General features: G+C 31.8%; 5 protein-coding genes and 1 riboswitch. Of the genes, 3 read left to right on the forward strand and 2 right to left on the reverse strand.

All coding sequences use genetic code 11. The features are described 5' to 3' along the window. Nucleotides 1-294 precede the first annotated feature (294 nt). Both K4897_RS05445 and K4897_RS05450 read left to right on the forward strand, forming a co-directional pair. Nucleotides 295-15,186 carry an S-layer family protein gene (locus K4897_RS05445; protein ID WP_250415683.1) on the forward strand — a complete coding sequence of 4,964 codons (14,892 nt, stop codon included), beginning with the start codon at nt 295-297 and terminating at the stop codon, nt 15,184-15,186. A gap of 139 nt (nt 15,187-15,325) precedes the next feature. Next, nucleotides 15,326-17,644 (forward strand): DEAD/DEAH box helicase, encoded by a 2,319-nt coding sequence (locus K4897_RS05450; protein WP_019268788.1) that lies wholly within the window; start codon nt 15,326-15,328, stop codon nt 17,642-17,644. A 23-nt stretch (nt 17,645-17,667) separates the two neighbouring features. Here the strand turns inward: K4897_RS05450 and K4897_RS05455 are convergent, their stop codons facing one another. Beyond that, a complete protein-coding gene (locus tag K4897_RS05455) occupies nt 17,668-18,801 on the reverse strand; it encodes a cation:proton antiporter (RefSeq protein ID WP_250415684.1) in 1,134 nt (377 codons plus the stop codon). A gap of 26 nt (nt 18,802-18,827) precedes the next feature. After that, nucleotides 18,828-18,901: riboswitch (Fluoride riboswitch) on the reverse strand. A gap of 32 nt (nt 18,902-18,933) precedes the next feature. Here K4897_RS05455 and K4897_RS05460 point away from each other — a divergent pair. Beyond that, nucleotides 18,934-19,443, forward strand: a complete 510-nt coding sequence (locus tag K4897_RS05460) for a methylated-DNA--[protein]-cysteine S-methyltransferase (RefSeq protein ID WP_019267989.1) — start codon at nt 18,934-18,936, stop codon at nt 19,441-19,443. Here the strand turns inward: K4897_RS05460 and K4897_RS05465 are convergent. Then, nucleotides 19,426-20,172, reverse strand: coding sequence for a sugar phosphate isomerase/epimerase (locus tag K4897_RS05465; protein ID WP_250415685.1), 747 nt, complete (start codon nt 20,170-20,172; stop codon nt 19,426-19,428). The two genes, K4897_RS05460 and K4897_RS05465, sit on opposite strands and share 18 nt — an antisense overlap. Nucleotides 20,173-20,177: the final 5 nt, after the last annotated feature.

The following is a 20,177-nucleotide window of genomic DNA, read 5'->3' on the forward strand; positions in this document are numbered from 1 at the left end:
TTATTTTTAATATTATTTTTTACACATAATTTAATTTTTATTTATTAATCCTATACCTTTTTTTACTTATTTTTATTATTTGGTTTATTTTAATTTTGTTCATTTTTATATTTTAAAAATGGTTTTTTGTTTGATTAACTATTTGATTGATTATGTTATATTTTAATTTATTCATATTAAATAGGTAGTTTTATATAAGTTGTGTAAAAGATATATACATTGTCTAACTATTTGTTAGTTCAGTTTAAATTTTAATGTGTTTAATTGTAATTTTTAGAAAAGGAGAAAAATCTCATGAGTCTAAAAAAGAATATTGGTGTGTTAGTTCTTTTATTAGTACTTTTAAGCATGTCTGCAGTTTCTGCTGAAGATGTATCTGTTGATACTAATAATACTTATCAGGCACCAAATGAAATTCAAAAAGATTTCACATCTTTACAAACAGACATTGATAATTCTCAAAATGTATTTGAGCTTAATTATGATGTCAAACATGGAGATGATGAAAAGGATAATTATGGTATTTCTATTACAAAGACTACTATAATTAACGGAAATGGTCATACAATTGATGCTAATGGTCATGGAAGTATTTTTTTAGTAAAAGATCCTTCTGTTACATTAACATTAAATGATTTGACTTTAATTAATGCAAATCCTGTTTCTGATAGTTCAGGAATTGTAAGTAATGGTGGGGCTGTTTACTTTGATGGTTCTACTTTAATTGTAAATAATGTGAATTTCAAAAACAATACTGTCTATAAATATGGTGGTGCAATTTACACTACTGGAACTTGTATTGTAGACAGTTCTGTTTTTGATGGAAATGATGTGCAATTCAGAAGTCAAAATATTGATAATGGAGGTGCAGCTATCTATGCAGATAATGGTGCTTCATTATTAATCTCTAATTCACAAATAATTAATAACCATAAAAACATGGTTATTCGTGACAATAATGTTGGAGATCTTGTAGACGGTGTAGTAGTTGCAACAGGATATACTAAAATTTCAAAATCTTACTTTAGAAATAACAGCGGATGTTATGGTGGTGCTGTAACTTCTTTAGGTTACACTAGCGCAGGTAAAAATCAGATTATCATTGAAAATTCAGTATTTGATGCAAATAGAGCATTCCAAGGTGCAGCTGTAAATGTTATAGGTTCTACTTTCAAAATATCCGGAACCAATTTCACCAACAATAAAGGTGTTGGTTATGGAAGTGATAATCCTAATGTAGGGGCTCTTCTTACATGGTATGGTTGTGAAGGTACAATATCTGATTGTAATTTTATAAACAATACTGCAGAGAATGGTGCTGCTTATAGATTAGGTGATGATCATAATGGTGTTTCCAGTGCCAGTGTTGACAGCTGTACTTTTATAAACAATACTGCAACTAATCAAGGTGGTGCTATATATGAAGGTGGAAAAACAGGTAAAGCTACTTTAGATATTAAAAATTCCACATTTACCAATAACTCTGCAAAAAAAGAAGGTAGTGCTATTTATAATGGATATACTTTAAATATTGATGATGATACAACATTTACTAATAATATGGTTTATATGTATTATACTGGTACTTTAAACATAAGTGAAATTAAAACCTTTACTGATTTGCAAAAAGCTATAAATATGGTTGAAGGTGATATCCATTTAAGTTCTAATGTAACTATGTTAGATAGTGAAGCTGATAAGTTTGTAAATGGTATTGTTGTTGACCATCTTGTTAATCTTAAATGTGACGGTTTTACTATTAATGCTAATAATTTAGGTAGGATATTTAATGTTACCTCAACAGCTGATAAATTAAATATATATAATGCTAATTTAATTAATGGTAATGCTGATATTGGTGGTGCAATATATAATACTGGTTCTGTATATGCATACGACACTGCTTTTAAAGACAATACTGCTGCTACTATGGGTGGTGCAGTATTCAACAAAGGAACTTTAACTATTCAAAAATGTATAGTGGATAGTAATGATATAACCAAACGTACTTCTTCTGCCTCTGAAGATTATGGTGGTGCAGCTATCTATAACTGGTATGATAGTACATTATTTATTAAAAATAGTACTATTTCCAACAACCTTAAAAATTATAAAAATGGGGATTATATTGTTGGTGCTGTAACTTCTCTTGGTAAAACTACAATTTCACAAAATTCTTATTTTGTTAATAACTCTGGCCGTTGGGGTGGAGCTATTACTACTTCAGGCAGTTCATTACCTGGTAAGAAAGTTAATGAATTAAGTATTAGTGAGTCTACATTTAGTAAAAATGGAGGATTATACGGTGCAGGTATATTTATAGAAGGTTCTAAGTTCACGATTACTAGTTGTGTATTTGATAGCAATACTGCATCTGGTAAAGGTAATATGACTCCAAATGATAATAATGGAGCAGCTATTGAAGTAACCAATACTGATAAAGCTATTACTGGAACTATAAGTAAAACTAAATTTACCAATAACAAAGCTCAATATGGTGGAGCTATTGATATTTGTGCAGGAACCATTAAAATTTTAAATTCAAAATTCATTAATAACTCTGCTGATGTTGAAGGTGGAGCTATAGATATTAATGCTGCAAATGGTAACCCTAAAGTTACAATTTCCAGTTCTAATTTTATTAACAATAGTGCACCAGTTGGTGGAGCTATATGCAATGTACATGATTTAACTGTTAAAGGATCTACTTTTATTGACAATACTCCTAATACTATATTTAATTGGGTAGGTGCTGGAGGTAATCTTAATTTAAATATAAAGACTTTTACTGATTTACAAAATGCTATTGGTCTTGTTACAGGTACTTTAACTCTTAATCAAAATGTTGCAATGACTGCTAAAGAAGCAGCTAACTTTGTAAATGGTGTAGTTATTAATAAGAATATTGCTATTGATGGTAAAGGTCATACTATTGATGCTAAGAATTTAGGTAGGATTTTCAATATTGGTGAAGGATTTACTGTTACTTTAACTAATGCTACTTTAATTAATGGTAAAGCTGATAAAGGTGGAGCTATTTATAATGATGGTTCTTTAACTTTAAGTGATGTTAAATTAAGTGATAACACTGCTGATAGTTATGGTGGTGCTGTATTCAACAATGGTAACTTAGTTGTTGGTAATTCTGTATTTGATTCTAATGATATTGTTAATCGTGGTAGTGCTAGTGTTGATTATGGTGGTGCAGCGATTTATAACTGGTATGATGGTGTTTTAACTGTATCTGGTTCTAATTTCACTAACAATATTAAGAATTATAAGAATGGTAATCGTTTAGTAGGTGCTATTGCTACTATTGGTGATGCTACAATTTCCGATTCTTACTTTGTTAATAATACTGGCCGTTGGGGTGGAGCTATCTCAACTGCAGGTTATTTGCTTGCTGGTGATGATGTAAATACTTTAACTGTATCTGGTTCTACTTTTAAAGAAAATGGTGGATTGTATGGTGCTGGTATTTTTGTAGCAGGGTCTGACTTTACAGTATCTGATTGTGTATTTGATAAAAACTCTGCATTTGGTAAAGGTGATATGACTCCTAATAATAACAATGGAGCAGCTATTGTAGTAACTGATACTGGTAAAGATATTACTGGTATTATAACTGATTCTAACTTTACTAATAACAAAGCTCATTTCAGTGGAGCTGTTGATATTTGTGAAGGAAAAATCACAATTAAAAATTCAATATTTGTAAATAACTCTGCGGAGTATTGTGCTGGAGCTATTGCTGTTGATTCACAGATAAATAAACCTGCTGTAGAAATAATTAATTCTAAATTTGATAGTAACTCTGCAGAATATGGTGGAGCTATATATAACTATTATAATTTAACAGTTGTTGATTCAACATTTACTAACAATTCCAAAGATACCATTTATAATTTCAGAGTAGCAAATCTTGATTTAGGTATCAAAACTTTCACTGATTTGCAAAATGCTATTGGTCTTGTTAGAGGTACTTTGACTCTTGATTCTGATATTGCAATGACTGATGATGAAGCTGCTAACTTTAAAGATGGTGTAGTTATTAATAAGAATATTGTTATTGACGGTAAAGGTCATACTATTGATGCTAAGAATTTAGGTAGGATTTTCAATATTGGTGAAGGATTTACTGTTACTTTAACTAATGCTACTTTAATTAATGGTAAGGCGGATAAAGGTGGGGCTATTTATAATGATGGTTCTTTAACTTTAAGTGATGTTAAATTAAGTGATAATGCTGCTGATAGTTATGGTGGTGCTGTTTTCAACAATGGTCATTTAGTTGTTTCTGATTCTGTATTTGATTCTAATGATATTGTTAATCGTGGTAGTGCTAGTGTTGATTATGGTGGTGCAGCGATTTATAACTGGTATGATGGTGTTTTAACTGTATCTGGTTCTAATTTCACTAACAATATTAAGAATTATAAGAATGGTGATCGTTTAGTTGGTGCTATTGCTACTATTGGTGATGCTACAATTTCCGATTCTTACTTTGTTAATAATGCTGGCCGTTGGGGTGGAGCTATCTCAACTGCAGGTTATTTGCTTGCTGGTGATGATGTAAATACTTTAACTGTATCTGGTTCTACTTTTAAAGAGAATGGTGGATTGTATGGTGCTGGTATTTTTGTAGCAGGGTCTGACTTTACAGTATCTGATTGTGTATTTGATAAGAATACTGCATTTGGTAAAGGTGATATGACTCCTAATAATAACAATGGAGCAGCTATTGTAGTAACTGATACTGGTAAAGATATTACTGGTGCTATAACTGGTTCTAAATTTACTAATAATAAAGCTCAATATGGTGGAGCTATATATATTTGTGAGGGTAATATTGCAATTTCTGATTCATTATTTGAAAATAACTCTGCTGATGTTGAAGGTGGAGCTATTGATATTGGTTCTGCAATAAATAATCCCGTAGTTACTATTGAAGATTCTAAATTTGTTAATAATACTCCACAAGCTATTCACAACTCTAAAGAATTGCATTTAGGTATTGAAACATTCACTGATTTGCAAAATGCTATAAATCTTGTTGATGGTATTTTAACTCTTGATTCTGATATTGCAATGACTGATGATGAAGCTGCTGGCTTTGTAGATGGTGTTGCTATTAATAAAAATATTAGAATTGATGGTAAAGGTCATACTATTAGTGCAGAAGATTTAGGTAGGATTTTCAGTATTGGTGAAGGATTTACTGTTACTTTAACTAATGCTACTTTAATTAATGGTAAGGCTACTGAAGGTGGGGCTATTTATAATGATGGTTCTTTAACTTTAAGTGATGTTAAATTAAGTGATAATGCTGCTGATAGTTATGGTGGTGCTGTTTTCAACAATGGTCATTTAGTTGTTTCTGATTCTGTATTTGATTCTAATGATATTGTTAATCGTGGTTCTGCTAGTGTTGATTATGGTGGTGCAGCGATTTATAACTGGTATGATGGTGTTTTAACTGTATCTGGTTCTAATTTCACTAACAATATTAAGAATTATAAGAATGGTGATCGTTTAGTTGGTGCTATTGCTACTATTGGTGATGCTACAATTTCCGATTCTTACTTTGTTAATAATGCTGGCCGTTGGGGTGGAGCTATTACTACTTCTGGCGCTTTGATTGCTGGTGATGATGTAAATACTTTAACTGTATCTGGTTCTACTTTTAAAGAGAATGGCGGATTGTATGGTGCAGGTATTTTTGTATGGGGATCTGACTTTATTGTGTCTGATTGTGTATTTGATAAGAATACTGCATCTGGTAAAGGTGATATGACTCCAAATAATAACAATGGAGCAGCTATTGAAGTAACTGATACTAATAAAGCTATTGCTGGAACTATTACTGGTTCTAAATTTATTAATAATAAAGCTCAGTATGGTGGAGCTATTGATATTTGTGAAGGTAACATTAAAATTACGGATTCAGAATTTGTTAATAACTCTGCTGATGTTGAAGGTGGAGCTATTGATATTAATACTGTTAATGGTAATCCTGAAGTTTCAATTTCTGGTTCTAAATTCATTAACAATAGCGCATCCTATGGTGGTGCTATAGTTAATGTGAAAGATTTAACTGTTAGAAACACTGAATTTGTTAACAATGCTCCTGATACTATATTTAATTATGTTGGCTTTGGAGGCAACCTTGATTTAGGTATTGAGAATTTCACTGATTTGCAAAATGCTATTGGTCTTGTTACCGGTACTTTAACTCTTAATCAAAATGTTGTAATGACTGATGATGAAGCTGCTAACTTTGTAAATGGTGTAGTTATTAATAAGAATATTAGAATTGATGGTAAAGGTCATACTATTGATGCTAGGGATTTAGGTAGGATTTTCAGTATTGGTGAAGGATTTACTGTTACTTTAACTAATGCTACTTTAATTAATGGTAAAGCTGATAAGGGTGGAGCTATTTATAATGATGGTTCTTTAACTTTAAGTGATGTTAAATTAAGTGATAATGCTGCTGATAGTTATGGTGGTGCTGTTTTCAACAATGGTCATTTAGTTGTTTCTGATTCTGTATTTGATTCTAATGATATTGTTAATCGTGGTAGTGCTAGTGTTGATTATGGTGGTGCAGCGATTTATAATTGGAAAGAGGGCACATTAAAAGTAACTAATTCTAATTTTACTAATAATATTAAGAATTATAAGAATGGTGATAATTTAGTTGGTGCTATTACTACTATTGGTAATGCTACTGTTAGTGGTTCTAACTTTGTTAATAACTCTGGCCGTTGGGGTGGAGCTATTTCAGCTACTGGTGCTGAATTAAGGAAAAATTCAAGTACTTTAACAGTATCTAATACTATATTTAGGGATAATGCTGCTTTATATGCTGGTGCTGTTTACATATGGGGATCTAATTACAATATAGCTGATTGTGTATTTGATAACAATACTGCGTTTGGTAAAGGTAATATGACTCCAAATAATAATAATGGTGGTGCTCTTGTTGTATCTCAAGTAAGTAAATTCAATGAACCAATCACTGGTACTATTTCCGGTTCTAAATTTACTAATAATAAAGCTCAATATGGTGGTGCTGCTTACTTCAATAAAGGATTTGTAACTATTACTGATTCCGTATTTGAAAATAACATAGCTACTGCTGAAGGTGGAGCTGTTGGCTTTTCTCGTGCAAGTGTTAAAGATTTAGTTGTATCAATAAATAATTCTTCATTTGTAGGTAATAAAGCACCTGTTGCTGGAGCTATTTTTACAAATGTTGATTCAAAGATTACAAATTCAAACTTCACTAAAAACACAGCATCAAAAGGTGGAGCTGTTTTAAATGAGAATGGTGCAAAATTAACTGTTGATAATTCTACATTTAAAGATAATGCTGCTGATAGTTATGGTGGTGCTGTATTAAACAATGGTGAATTGATTGTTACTAACTCTGTATTTGATGCTAATGATATTCTTAATCGTGGTTCTGCTGGTGTTGATCATGGTGGAGCTGCTATCTACAACTGGGAAAATGCTAAATTAGATATTTCAAAATCTAACTTTACAAACAATATTAAAAACTATGTAAATGGTGATCGTTTAGTTGGTGCTGTAACTACTATTGGTAATGCTACTATTCGTGATTCTTACTTTGTTAATAACTCTGGCCGTTGGGGTGGAGCTTTAGCTGCAACTGGTGGAGTATCTGGCAGTGCTATAAACACTATTAGTGTAGATGGAACTAAATTTGTTAACAACACAGCTTTATATGGTGGAGCAATGTTTGTATGGGCATCTAATTACACTATTTCCAACTCTGTATTTGATAACAATTCAGCATTTGGTAAAGGTGATATGAGTCCTAATGACAATAATGGTGGAGCACTTATAGTAACTCAGGATAATATACCTGTTTCAGGTAAAATAGTTAACTCTAATTTCACTAATAACAAAGCTCAATATGGTGGAGCTGCTTGGATTAATGAAGGAACTGTTGATATTGACGGTTCTAACTTTATAAACAACACAGCTACTACTACTGCTGGAGCTATTGGATTTGATTCACAATATACTAAAATTATCGCTACTGTTGATTCTTCTAAATTTGTAAACAATACTGCAGGTTCTTATGCTGGAGCTATTTATAATCTTGGTGATTTAACAGTTTCCGGTTCAGAATTTGACAATAATAAAGCACAATTTGGAGATATTATTTACAATAATAAGATTTACAATAAGGAAGGTATCTTAAGTATTAATGGTAACAAGTATAGTAATTACACTGAAAACAAAGCTCCAATTATTAATATTGGTGATATAAATACTATTTCAAGTACTGGTGGAATAATTGTAACTGTTTTAGATAATAAAACTGTAAATGTTTGTTACGGTGATGTTGTAACTTTACATGCTACTGTTGTTGCTGATGGTGTTCTTGTAGCTGGTCAAAAATTATTCTTCGTTATTGATAATGTTGAGTATATAGCAAATAGTTTAGGAAACGGTTCTTATATTGCATCTTATGAAGTAAAAGATGTTGGTAGTAAAACAGTCGGCATTGTTTATGACGGATCAGATGTTAATATTAAAACAGGTATGTTAAATATATCAAAAGCAACTCCTGATTTAACTGTCGGTGCATTAAATATTACTGTTGGAGATCTTGAAATAATTACTGTAACCGGACCTAAAGATGCAACTGGTCTTATAACTTTAACTTTAAATGGTATTGATTATATATTGCCTATTTACAATGGTGAAGCTAAATTCTACTTCCAAGATTTAACTGCTGATGAGTATGAAGTATCTGCAAGTTATTCTGGTGATAATCATTATGTAGCTGCTGAAAATTCAACAGTCTTTAAAGTAGATAAAGTTTTAGCTAACTTAAAAATAAATGTTGAAGATATTACTTTTGGTGAAAACGGACTTGTTATAATCACTTTACCTTCTGATATTGACGGTTCAGTAGTTACTGTTAATGTAAATGGTAAAATTTATCCTGTAACTGTTGAAAATGGATTTGCAAAACTTCCATTACGTGAATTAAATGCTGGTGATTATAATATATCTGCAGTATTTGCAGGTAATGATAAATACTTGCCTGGTGTAAGCAATGCTTTATTAACTGTATCTAAAGCTGACCCTGCATTAAATGTATTTATTTCAGATGTTGATTATGGTGGAATATTTAACATTAATGTTGCCTTAACTGGTGTGGATGCTATTGGTTTAAATGGTAATGTGATTGTCACCGTTAATAATAAAGATTATACTGTTGCAGTTACTGACGGTAAGGGTAATGCTACTGGTGTTAAATTAGCTGCTGGTACTTATGATTTCACTGCTAAATTCGCAGGTAGTGATAATTATAATGATGTTAGTGATTCCGGTAATTTCAAAGTTAATAAGGTAGATTCTGCTATTTATGTTGCTGTTAATGATATTAAAGTTGGTGAAGATGCTGTTATTACTGTTAAATTATTTGGTGATGCTACTGGTAGTGTAACTGTTAATGTAAATGGTAAAGATTATACTGAACCTGTTGTTAATGGTGTAGTTAATGTAAAAGTGTCTGGTCTTAAAGCTGATACTTATGATGTAGCTGTTAAATATTCTGGTGATAACAATTATAATACTGCAGTTGCTACTTCCAGCTTTACTGTGTCTAAAGTTGACTCTATCATGGATGTAACTGTTGATGACATTGTATTTGGTGAAGATTTAACTGTTGAAGCTGTTTTACCTGATGATGCTACTGGTGAGGTAGTTATTGTTGTTGATGGAACTTCATATCCTGCAACTATTATCGATGGTAAAGCTACTGGAACTATTAAAGATTTAACTGCTGGTGATCATACTGTAGTTGTTAAATATGCTGGTGATGATAAATACTCTGGTGTTGAAGTTACTGAAGTTGTTAATGTTGCTAAAGCAGATGCTGTTTTAGGTGTTGTTATTGCTGATGTTGATTATGGCAATGGATTTGTTATTGAAGCTACTTTAACTGGTGTTAATAATGCTCCTTTATCTGGTAATGTGATTGTTACTGTTAATGGTAAAGAATATACTGTTGAAGTTGCTGCTGATGGTAAAGGTATTGCTACTGGTGATAAATTAGCTGCTGGATCTCATGGTTTTGCTGCTGTCTGGGCAGGAAATGATAATTACAATATTGTTACTGAAAACGGTGATTTCAAAGTTAATAAGGTAGATTCATCTATTGATGTTGCTGTTGATACTATTGACTTTGGTGAAGATGCTGTTATTAGTGTTAAATTAGCTGATGATGCTACTGGTGAAGTAGTTATTACTGTAAATGGTGAAGATTACACTACAGCTATTGAAAATGGTGAAGCTACTGTAACTGTATCTGATCTTAAAGCTGATGATTACACTGTTTCTGTTAAATATGCTGGTGACAACAATTATAATGGAGCAACTGGCAGTGCTGAATTTAGTGTACTTAAAATAACTCCGGACATGGATGTAACTGTTGATGGTGCTGTATTTGGTGAAGATTTAACTGTTGTCGCTGTTTTACCTGCTGATGCTACTGGTGAAGTAGTTATTACTGTTAATGGTAAAGATTACTCTGCAGTTATTGAAAATGGTGTAGCTAGTGCAACTGTTTCTGGTATTAACGCTGGTTATTACACTGTTTCTGTTAAATATGCTGGTGATAACAATTATAATGCAGTTGATGTTACTAAAGGTGTTAATGTTGCTAAAGCAGATGCTGCTTTAAATGTTATTATTAATAATGTAGATTATGGTAATGTATTTACTGTTAATGCTGTTTTAACTGGTGTTAATAATGCTCCTTTAGATACTAATATAATTGTAACAGTTAATGGTAAAAACTACATTGTAGCTATTGTTAATGGTAAAGGTACTTTCCATGCTGATAAATTAGCTGCTGGATCTTATAACTTCAATGCTAGATTCGCAGGAAGCAATAATTATAATGAAGTTAGTGATTCTGGTAAATTCAATGTTTATAAAGTAGATTCTGCTATTGATGTTGCTGTTAGTGACATTAATGTCGGCGAAGATGCTGTTATTAATGTTAAATTAGCTGATGATGCTACTGGTGAAGTAGTTATTACTGTAAATGGTGAAGATTACACTGCAGCTATTAATAATGGTGTAGCTACTGTAACTGTATCTGATCTTAAAGCTGGTGATTACACTGTAGCTGTTAAATATGCTGGTGACAACAATTATAATGCTGTAGTTGCTACTTCCAGTTTTACTGTGTCTAAAGTTGATTCTACTATGGATGTAACTGTTGATGATATTGTATTTGGTGAAGATTTAACTGTTAATGCTGTTTTACCTGCTGATGCTACTGGTGAAGTAGTTATCACTGTTAATGGTAAAGATTATCATGTAGCTATTGATAATGGTAAAGCTATTAAAACTATTGGTGGTTTAGCTGCTGGTGATTACACTGTAGTTGTTAAATATGCTGGTGATGATAAATACTCTGGTGTTGAAGTTACTGGTGTTGTTAATGTTGCTAAAGCACAACCTGTTTTAGGTGTTGTTATTGCTGATGTTGATTATGGCAATGGATTTGTTATTGAAGCTACCTTAACTGGTGTTAACAATGCTCCTTTAAATGGTAATGTGCTTGTTGCTGTTAATAGTAAATTCTATGTTGTGAATGTTATTAATGGTAAAGGTACTTTAACTGGTGATAAATTAGCTGCGGATACTTATGGTTTTGCTGCTGCTTGGACAGGAAATAATAATTATGCTAGTGTTACTGAAAACGGTGATTTCAAAGTTAATAAAGTAGATTCTGCTATTGATGTTGCGGTTAGTGATATTAAAGTTGGGGAAGATGCTGTTATTAGTGTTAAATTAGCTAATGATGCTACTGGTGAAGTAATTATTACTGTAAATGGTGAAGATTACACAGCAGCTATTGAAAATGGTGTAGCTAGTGCAACTGTATCTGATCTTAAAGCTGGTGATTACACTGTAGCTGTTAAATATGCTGGTGACAACAATTATAATGGAGCAACTGGCAGTGCTGAATTTAGTGTATCTAAAATAACTTCTGATATGGATGTAACTGTTAATAACATTGTATTTGGTGAAGATTTAATTGTTGATGCTGTTTTACCTGCTGATGCTACTGGTGAAGTAGTTATCACTGTTAATGGTAAAGATTATCATGTAGCTATTGATAATGGTGAAGCTGTACAAGTTGTTAAAGATTTAGCTGCTGGTGATTACACTGTAGTTGTTAAATATGCTGGTGATGATAAATACGCTGGTGTTGAATTTACTGACGTTGTTAATGTTGCTAAAGCAGATGCTGCTTTAAATGTTATTATTAATAATGTAGATTATGGTAATGTATTTACTGTTAATGCTGTTTTAACTGGTGTTAATAATGCTCCTTTAACCGGTGATGTGATTGTTACTGTTAATGGTAAAGATTACACTGTAAACGTCGTTAATGGTAAAGGTAATGTTACTGGTGTTAAATTAGCTGCCGGATCTTATGATTTCACTGCTAAATTTGCAGGTGATAATAATTATAATGCAGTTAGTGATTCCGGTAAATTCAATGTTAATAAGGTAGATTCTGCTATTGATGTTGCTGTTAGTGACATTAAAGTTGGGGAAGATGCTGTTATTACTGTTAAATTACTTAGTGATGCTACTGGTAATGTAACTGTTAATGTAAATGGTAAAAATTACAATGGAACTGTTATCAATGGTATGGCTAATGTAAAAGTGTCTGGTCTTAAAGCTGATACTTATGATGTAGCTGTTAAATATTCTGGTGATAACAATTATAATGATGCAGTTGCTACTTCCAGCTTTACTGTGTCTAAAGTTGATCCTACTATGGATGTAACTGTTGATGGCATTGTCTTTGGTGAAGATTTAACTGTTGAAGCTGTTTTACCTGCTGATGTTACTGGTAAAGTAGTTATTGTTGTTGATGGAACTCCATATACTGCAAATATTACTGATGGTAAAGCTACACAAGTTGTTAAAGATTTAACTGCTGGTTATCACACTGTTGGTGTCAAATACGGTGGTGATGATAAATATAATGATGTTGTAGTTGACGGATTTGTAATTGTTGATAAAGCACAACCTGTTTTAGGTGTTGTTATTGCTGATGTAAATTACGGCAATGAATTTGCTATTGAAGCTACCTTAACTGGTGTTAACAGTACTCCTTTAAATGGTAATGTAATTGTTACTGTTAATGGTAAATTCTATGTTGTGAATGTTACTGACGGTAAAGGTACTTTAACTGGTGTTAAATTAGCTGCAGGTACTTATGGATTTACTGCTGTTTGGGCAGGAAATGATAATTATGCTGCTGTTGATGAAAACGGTGATTTCAAAGTTAATAAATTAAACTCAACTGTTGCAGTTAATGCTGATGACATTAAAGTTGGTGAAAATGTAACAGTAAGTGTAAATGTGCCTTCTGATGCTACAGGTAATGTGATTGTTACTGTTGACGGTAAAGATTACACTGTAGCTATTGTAGATGGTAAAGCAGTTAAAACAATATCTGATCTTAAAGCAAACAATTACACTGTAACTGTTAAATACGATGGAGACAACAATTATAATCCTAATCAGAACACAACCAAATTCACAGTATCCAAAATATCTGACTATAATATGAACATTACTGTTCCTGGTGATGTTAAAGTTGGAGAAGATGCTGTTATTATAGTAAACGTTCCTAAAGACGCTTCAGGTAATGTTACTGTTAGTGTTGGTAAAGATGTTTATAATGCTGTAATTAGTAATGGTTCTGCTAAAGTTGTTGTTTCTGGTTTAGGTGCTGGTGTTTATAATGTTTCAGCTACTTTCGCTGATGACAAATATGCACAAAACAAAGCTAATGCAACTGTAGTTGTATCTAAAGTAACTGATTATAACATGAATGTTTCTGTTCCTGAATTTAAAGAAGGAGTAAACTCTACTATTAGTGTGGATTTACCTAAAGATGCAACTGGAACAGTTACTGTTGAAATCGACGGTAAAAAATACACTGCAAATGTAACTAACGGAACTGCAAAAGTAAATATTCCTGCTTTAAGTGCTGGAAATCATAATATCACTACAACTTACTCTGGTGATGCTAAATATGATTCCATGACTAAAAAAGGAAACATAACTGTAATTCCAAATGTAAACTTAGATGTTAATGATGTTGTAATGTTTTACCATGACGGAACCCGTTTAGTTGCTAAATTAACAGATTCTCAAGGTAAACCAATAGTTAATGCTACTATATACTTCAATATTAATGGTGTGGACTATGCTAAATCTACTGATGATAACGGTACTGCATCTATGGGTCTTAATTTAGATTCCAATGTATATGCAGTAACTGTAACTTATAATGGATCTGATATCTACAGTAAAATCTCCAAAAATGTTACTGTTACTATTAATCCAAGTATCATAGCTAAAGATTTAGTTAAAATGTATCAAAATGATACTAAATTCTATGCTAAATTCATTGGCAGTGATGGAAAAGCATTAGTTAACACTACTGTCAGATTTAACATTCACGGTGTATTCTACAATAGAACTACTAATGATGATGGTATTGCTGAGTTAGGTATTATGTTAAGACCTGGAAATTATATTTTAACTGCTTACAACCCTGTAACTGGTGAAGAACAAGGATTTAACATAACCGTAAAATCATTAATCGTGCAAAATGACTTAACCAAATATTACTTAAACGCTTCCAAATTTGAGGCAACTATCTATGATAAAAACGGAAGCTTAGCAGTAAACAAAACTGTAACTTTCAACATTCATGGAGTATTCTATACTAGAAGCACTGATGATAAAGGTGTAGTAAGTTTGGGAATCAGTTTAAGACCTGGAGAATATATCATTACAACAATATATGAAGGATTAGCTGTAGGTAACAATATAACTGTTTTACCTACTTTAGTTACCCGTGACCTTAATATGACTCATGAAGATGGCAGTAACTTCACTGCACAAACACTAGATGGTCAAGGTAAACCATTAGCTAACCAAAATGTAACATTTAACATAAATGGTGTGTTCTATAATAAAGTCACTGATGAAAATGGTGTTGCTTCATTAGCTATGAGATTAATGAGTGGAAAATACATTATTACATCTTACTGGAATGATTTCCAAACAGGAAACACAATAATAATATCTTAATTTGGGAGATTTTAATTAATCTCTCCTTTTTCTTTTTTTTAACAAGTTCTTTACTTTAAAATTAAATTACACTACTTTTTGATTAGTTTTCACATGCTCTTATTAAACATTTATAAACATTCAGTTACTATGTTCTATCATGGCACATTATATTGACCACCCATTAATAAAATCCGATTCTATCGAAGCTAGGTTATATCAACAGGTTTTAGCTGCCGATGTGTTAAAGAAAGGAAATACGATGATTGTTGCACCTACGGCATTAGGTAAAACTATAGTAGCTACTTTAGTAGCAGCAGATAGATTGGATAAAGTTAAAAACTCTAAAATATTAGTATTGGCTCCAAGTAAACCATTAGCTATACAGCACGAGTCTACTTTTAAGGAATTTTTAACTGTCCCCTGTTCATCAATTACGGGTGCTGTTAAAACTGATGAAAGAGTTAAAAGATGGGAAGAATCTCAAATAATCTGTGCAACTCCGCAAACTGTTGAATCTGACTTGTTGAAAGGAAGATATTCTCTAAAAGATGTATCTTTAGTTGTTTTTGATGAGTGTCATCACGGTGTTGGATCTTATTCTTATGTATATTTGGCTTCAAGATATGTTAAAGAATCTAAATTTAACCTGATTTTAGGACTGACTGCTTCTCCAGGTTCTGATAAAGAAAAAATAAAAGAAGTTTGTGATAATTTATATGTTCAAAATATTGTAGTTAAAACTGAAGAGGATTATGATGTAAGGCCTTATTTTAATCCGGTTGCAATCGATTGGGTTAGGGTTAAAATGAGTTCTGAATTGGAAAAAATTAAAAAACATGTTGATAAAGCTCTTAAAGTTCGTCTTAAAGGTCTTAAGAATATGGGAATTATTAGAACAGTTTCTGTTAACAAAACAGATATATTGAGAGCAAGAGGAAGAGTTCAAAGTGCAATTGCAAGAACTGTAAATCCTAAAAAGGAATGTTTCCAGGCTATTTCAATTTTGAGTGCAGTTATCAATATACAACATTCTCAGGAACTTATTGAAACACAGGGAGTAGTTACATTTAACAAATATGTAGCTAGATTACGTAAAAAGAAAACAAAAGCTGCCAAATCATTAATTCAGGATCCTAATTTTGGTAAAGCTATTTATCTTGCAAGAGAAGCTGAAAAACATGGTTTGGAACATCCTAAACTTAAAAAAGTAACTGATATCATTAAAAAAGAATTGGGGCAAAATGGTCAAACCAAATTGCAGTCTGAGAGGTATGTTAAAGATGCTGACCAGAAATCTTCAAAAATAATGGTTTTCACTCAGTATAGGGATTCTCTTGAAATGATTCATCAGAAACTTGAAAAAGAAGGAATTAAATCTGCCAAGTTCTTTGGTCAGGCTTCAAGAGATGGTGAAAAGGGATTAACTCAAAAGGAACAAAAAGAAATCATTAAAGCCTTTAAAATTGGTGAATATGATGTACTTCTCTCAACAAGTGTAGCTGAAGAGGGAATTGATATTCCTGCTGTTGATTTGGTTATTCTGTATGAACCTGTTCCTTCTGAAGTTAGAATGATTCAAAGGAGAGGAAGAACAGGCCGTAAACGTTCAGGTCGTGTAAAAGTTCTTATTACAAATGGAACCAGAGATGAAGGTTATTACTGGGCTTCAATTAATAAGGAACGCAGAATGAAACGCCAGTTAATTGATCCCGAGGTATTGGAAGAGTTGAATTCCAATGCTATTGAAAGGATGGAAAATGAAAAAAGAGTAAAAGTTTTAGATCCTGCTCCCAAAAAGGAAGAACTTCCGGTTGTTTTTGCAGATACTCGTGAAGGTAATTCAAAGGTCATACGTCATTTGTCTGAAATGGAAATTGATGTTAAAGTTCAGGCAATGGCTGTTGGTGATTATCAGGTAAGTGATGAAGTTGTCATAGAACGTAAAACAGCTAAAGACTTTGTTGATTCAATTGTTGATAAAAGACTCTTTAAACAGGCAAGGTCTTTAATGGAGGAATTTAAACGTCCTTTAATTATTCTTGAAGGGGATGATTTGTACAATGGTATGATTAATCCGAATGCAATTAGAGGTTCAATAGCTTCAATAGCTCTTGACTTTGGAATCAGTATTATACCAACAAGAAACGCTCAGGATACTGCAGCTATGATTAAAAGAATAGCTATCAGAGAGCAAAGTGGTGAAAAAACACCAATTCAGATAAGAACTGATAAAAAACCTGTTAACTTATGGGAACAGCAGCTGTTTATAATAGAATCTCTTCCAAATATAGGGCCTGTTAATGCTAAAAACTTATTGGAGCATTTTGGAACAGTAGCTAATATTATTAATGCTTCTGAAAGTCAGCTTCAGGAAGTTGAAGGTATCGGTAAAAAAACTGCAGCCAATATTCGAAAAGTAGTTGATTCCAAGTATCTCTATTTCCAAAATGAGATTAAGGAAAAAAAATTATTGTAGGAAAACTGAAGGTAATTTAACCATCAATCTCCTAAATCTTCACTATGTACCGGAGTATAATATTTTTCAGCTACAAATGTAGGTAAAATAGCACTTAATACGAGTATTCCAGTTATTACACTATATTCTGTCTGATTGATTAATGCATTATTTAGTCCGAATACTGCAGCAACAAGCCCAAAGGTTAAACCGGTACTCATCATCATTGTAACATAGTTATAGTTTTGTTTTAAAAAGATTTTACTTGGATAATAAACTCCAATGTATTTGCTTAGTTGACGTAATACAAATAATGTTAAAAAGATTCCAAAACAGCTATATATTAAAGGTATTGAAACTTTCATTCCTCCAATTATGAAAAATATTGGAGTTATAATAGCAAATGCAACGGTTTTGAATCTGGCTTTAACTTCTCCTTTTTGTGTGTTTTTAAAGTGATCGGAAAGTATTACTCCCAATATAAATGCAGGTAATATGGCTTGTCCGCCACCAAGACTTCCAAAGAATATAAATCCTAAAAGTAAGACAAAAACATATTTTATTTCCAGTTCTCCTATTTTATTTTTAAATAATGGATTTTCGAAAAATAAATCAGATTTATAATAAGCCATTACAAGAACTGCTAAAGACACTACATAAAATAATAATGTATAAATGTCAAATTTTGTAAATAAAACACTTAAAGCTATTGCAGTACATATGTCTGTTATAAATGTTGCAACCATTATTAATTTTCCGATTTTGTATTTAAATAGTCCTTTTTGAGTTAAAACGGAATAAACAACTGCAATACTTGTTTCAGATAATGCGGTACTTGTTAATAGCGCAGGATTTAATTCCCATCCTATAATGTAATAAGTTACTAAAAACACTATTACAAAAGGAATTAGAAATGATAAAAATCCTATTGTAAAACTTTCTTTAAAATTATCTTTCATTAAGTCAACATCAATTTCGACTCCAGCTAGAAATGTAAGCAATATTCCTCCAAAACTAGCTATATAAATCATCCAAGATTCGCTGTGGAAGAGTCCCAGATTTCCTATTATTACTCCTACTGCAATTTCAACTACTGTTACACTAATTCCAGTTTTAATAGAAATTACACTAGCTAGAAGTATTATTATCCCTAAAATTAATGGAAATACATCAGCCATTAAATTATCCTCCTAAGTATTTTTTATATAACATAGGAGTTATCAGCAATTTTTGCGGTTTGAAAATAAGTTTCTGGTGAACCCCATCACCAAGTTATTATTTTAAATATTTTATTATTTAAAACTTTCATCATGATTTATACAACTTGCTATGATTCTCCTTTGGGAAAATTAACATTAGCTAGCAAAAACAATAAACTGATTGGTTTGTGGATTGAAGGTCAGAAACATTTTTTTGGAAATTTTAAAGATAAAACAGGGGAAAATAATGATTTAACTATTTTTAAAAAAACTGAAAAGTGGCTGGATAGCTATTTTAGAGGGGGAAATCCTTCAGTTAAAAATTTGGATTTAAATCTGCAGGGAACTGAGTTCAGATTAAAAGTCTGGAATTTGCTTAAAGAAATTCCTTATGGTGAAGTTGTTAGCTATGGGGATATTGCAAAAAAGATAAGTTCTGATATGTCTTCTCAGGCAGTTGGCGGTGCTGTAGGTCATAATCCTATTTCTATTATTGTTCCATGTCATAGAGTTGTTGGTTTTAACGGCAAATTAACCGGTTATGCTGGCGGTTTGGAAAATAAGATTAAATTATTGAAATTGGAAGGTGTAAAAATAAGGGATTTAAAAGTTATTTTTTAAATAATCATAACTTTTTTTAACCCAATCCTTCTCATTTACTTCTATGATGTAGGTACCATTATACTTTTTATCTTCAAAAGTAGAGATGATACTTTTTAAATCAATAGAGCCATCACCTAATGCATAGTGTGAGTCATCATCACCATTATTATCATGGGCATGTATGTGTTTAATGGAATCAAAGTACATATCCTCCGGCCCATATCCTGCATGATTTGCATGACCTATATCTAAGGTCATAGACATGTCCAAGGAAGTAACCAGTTCATTTAATTCATAGGGATTTGAGTATATGTATCCTTCAAAGGTAGGCATATTTTCAATAGCTGCATTTACACCTAAATCTTTTCCATATTCTCCAATTTCTTCAATAGACTGTTTATTCAATTTAAAAATTTTATCTTCAAAGTCTCTGCCTAAAAAAGGAATGGATCCTGGATGAACAACAACAATTTCAGCATCAATTTCATTTGCAAGGTCAATGGATTTTTTAATTTCAGCTATTGAAGCCTGTCTGATGTTTTCAGTTAATGATGCTATGTTCAAATTGATAATAGGAGAATGGACAGTATATTTTAAACTGTAATTCTCAAAGATATCTGTATCTAAATCCTGATTTGGATACTGATGCAATATCTCTGCATAATCCAGTCCTAATTCCTCAAAATATTCTAAATTTGTTCCTATATCATCTTTAAATCCTGATAATGTTGATGCACCTATTTTCATTTATT

The organism is Methanobrevibacter sp. TLL-48-HuF1 (assembly GCF_023617305.1).
GTDB lineage: Archaea > Methanobacteriota > Methanobacteria > Methanobacteriales > Methanobacteriaceae > Methanocatella > Methanocatella intestini.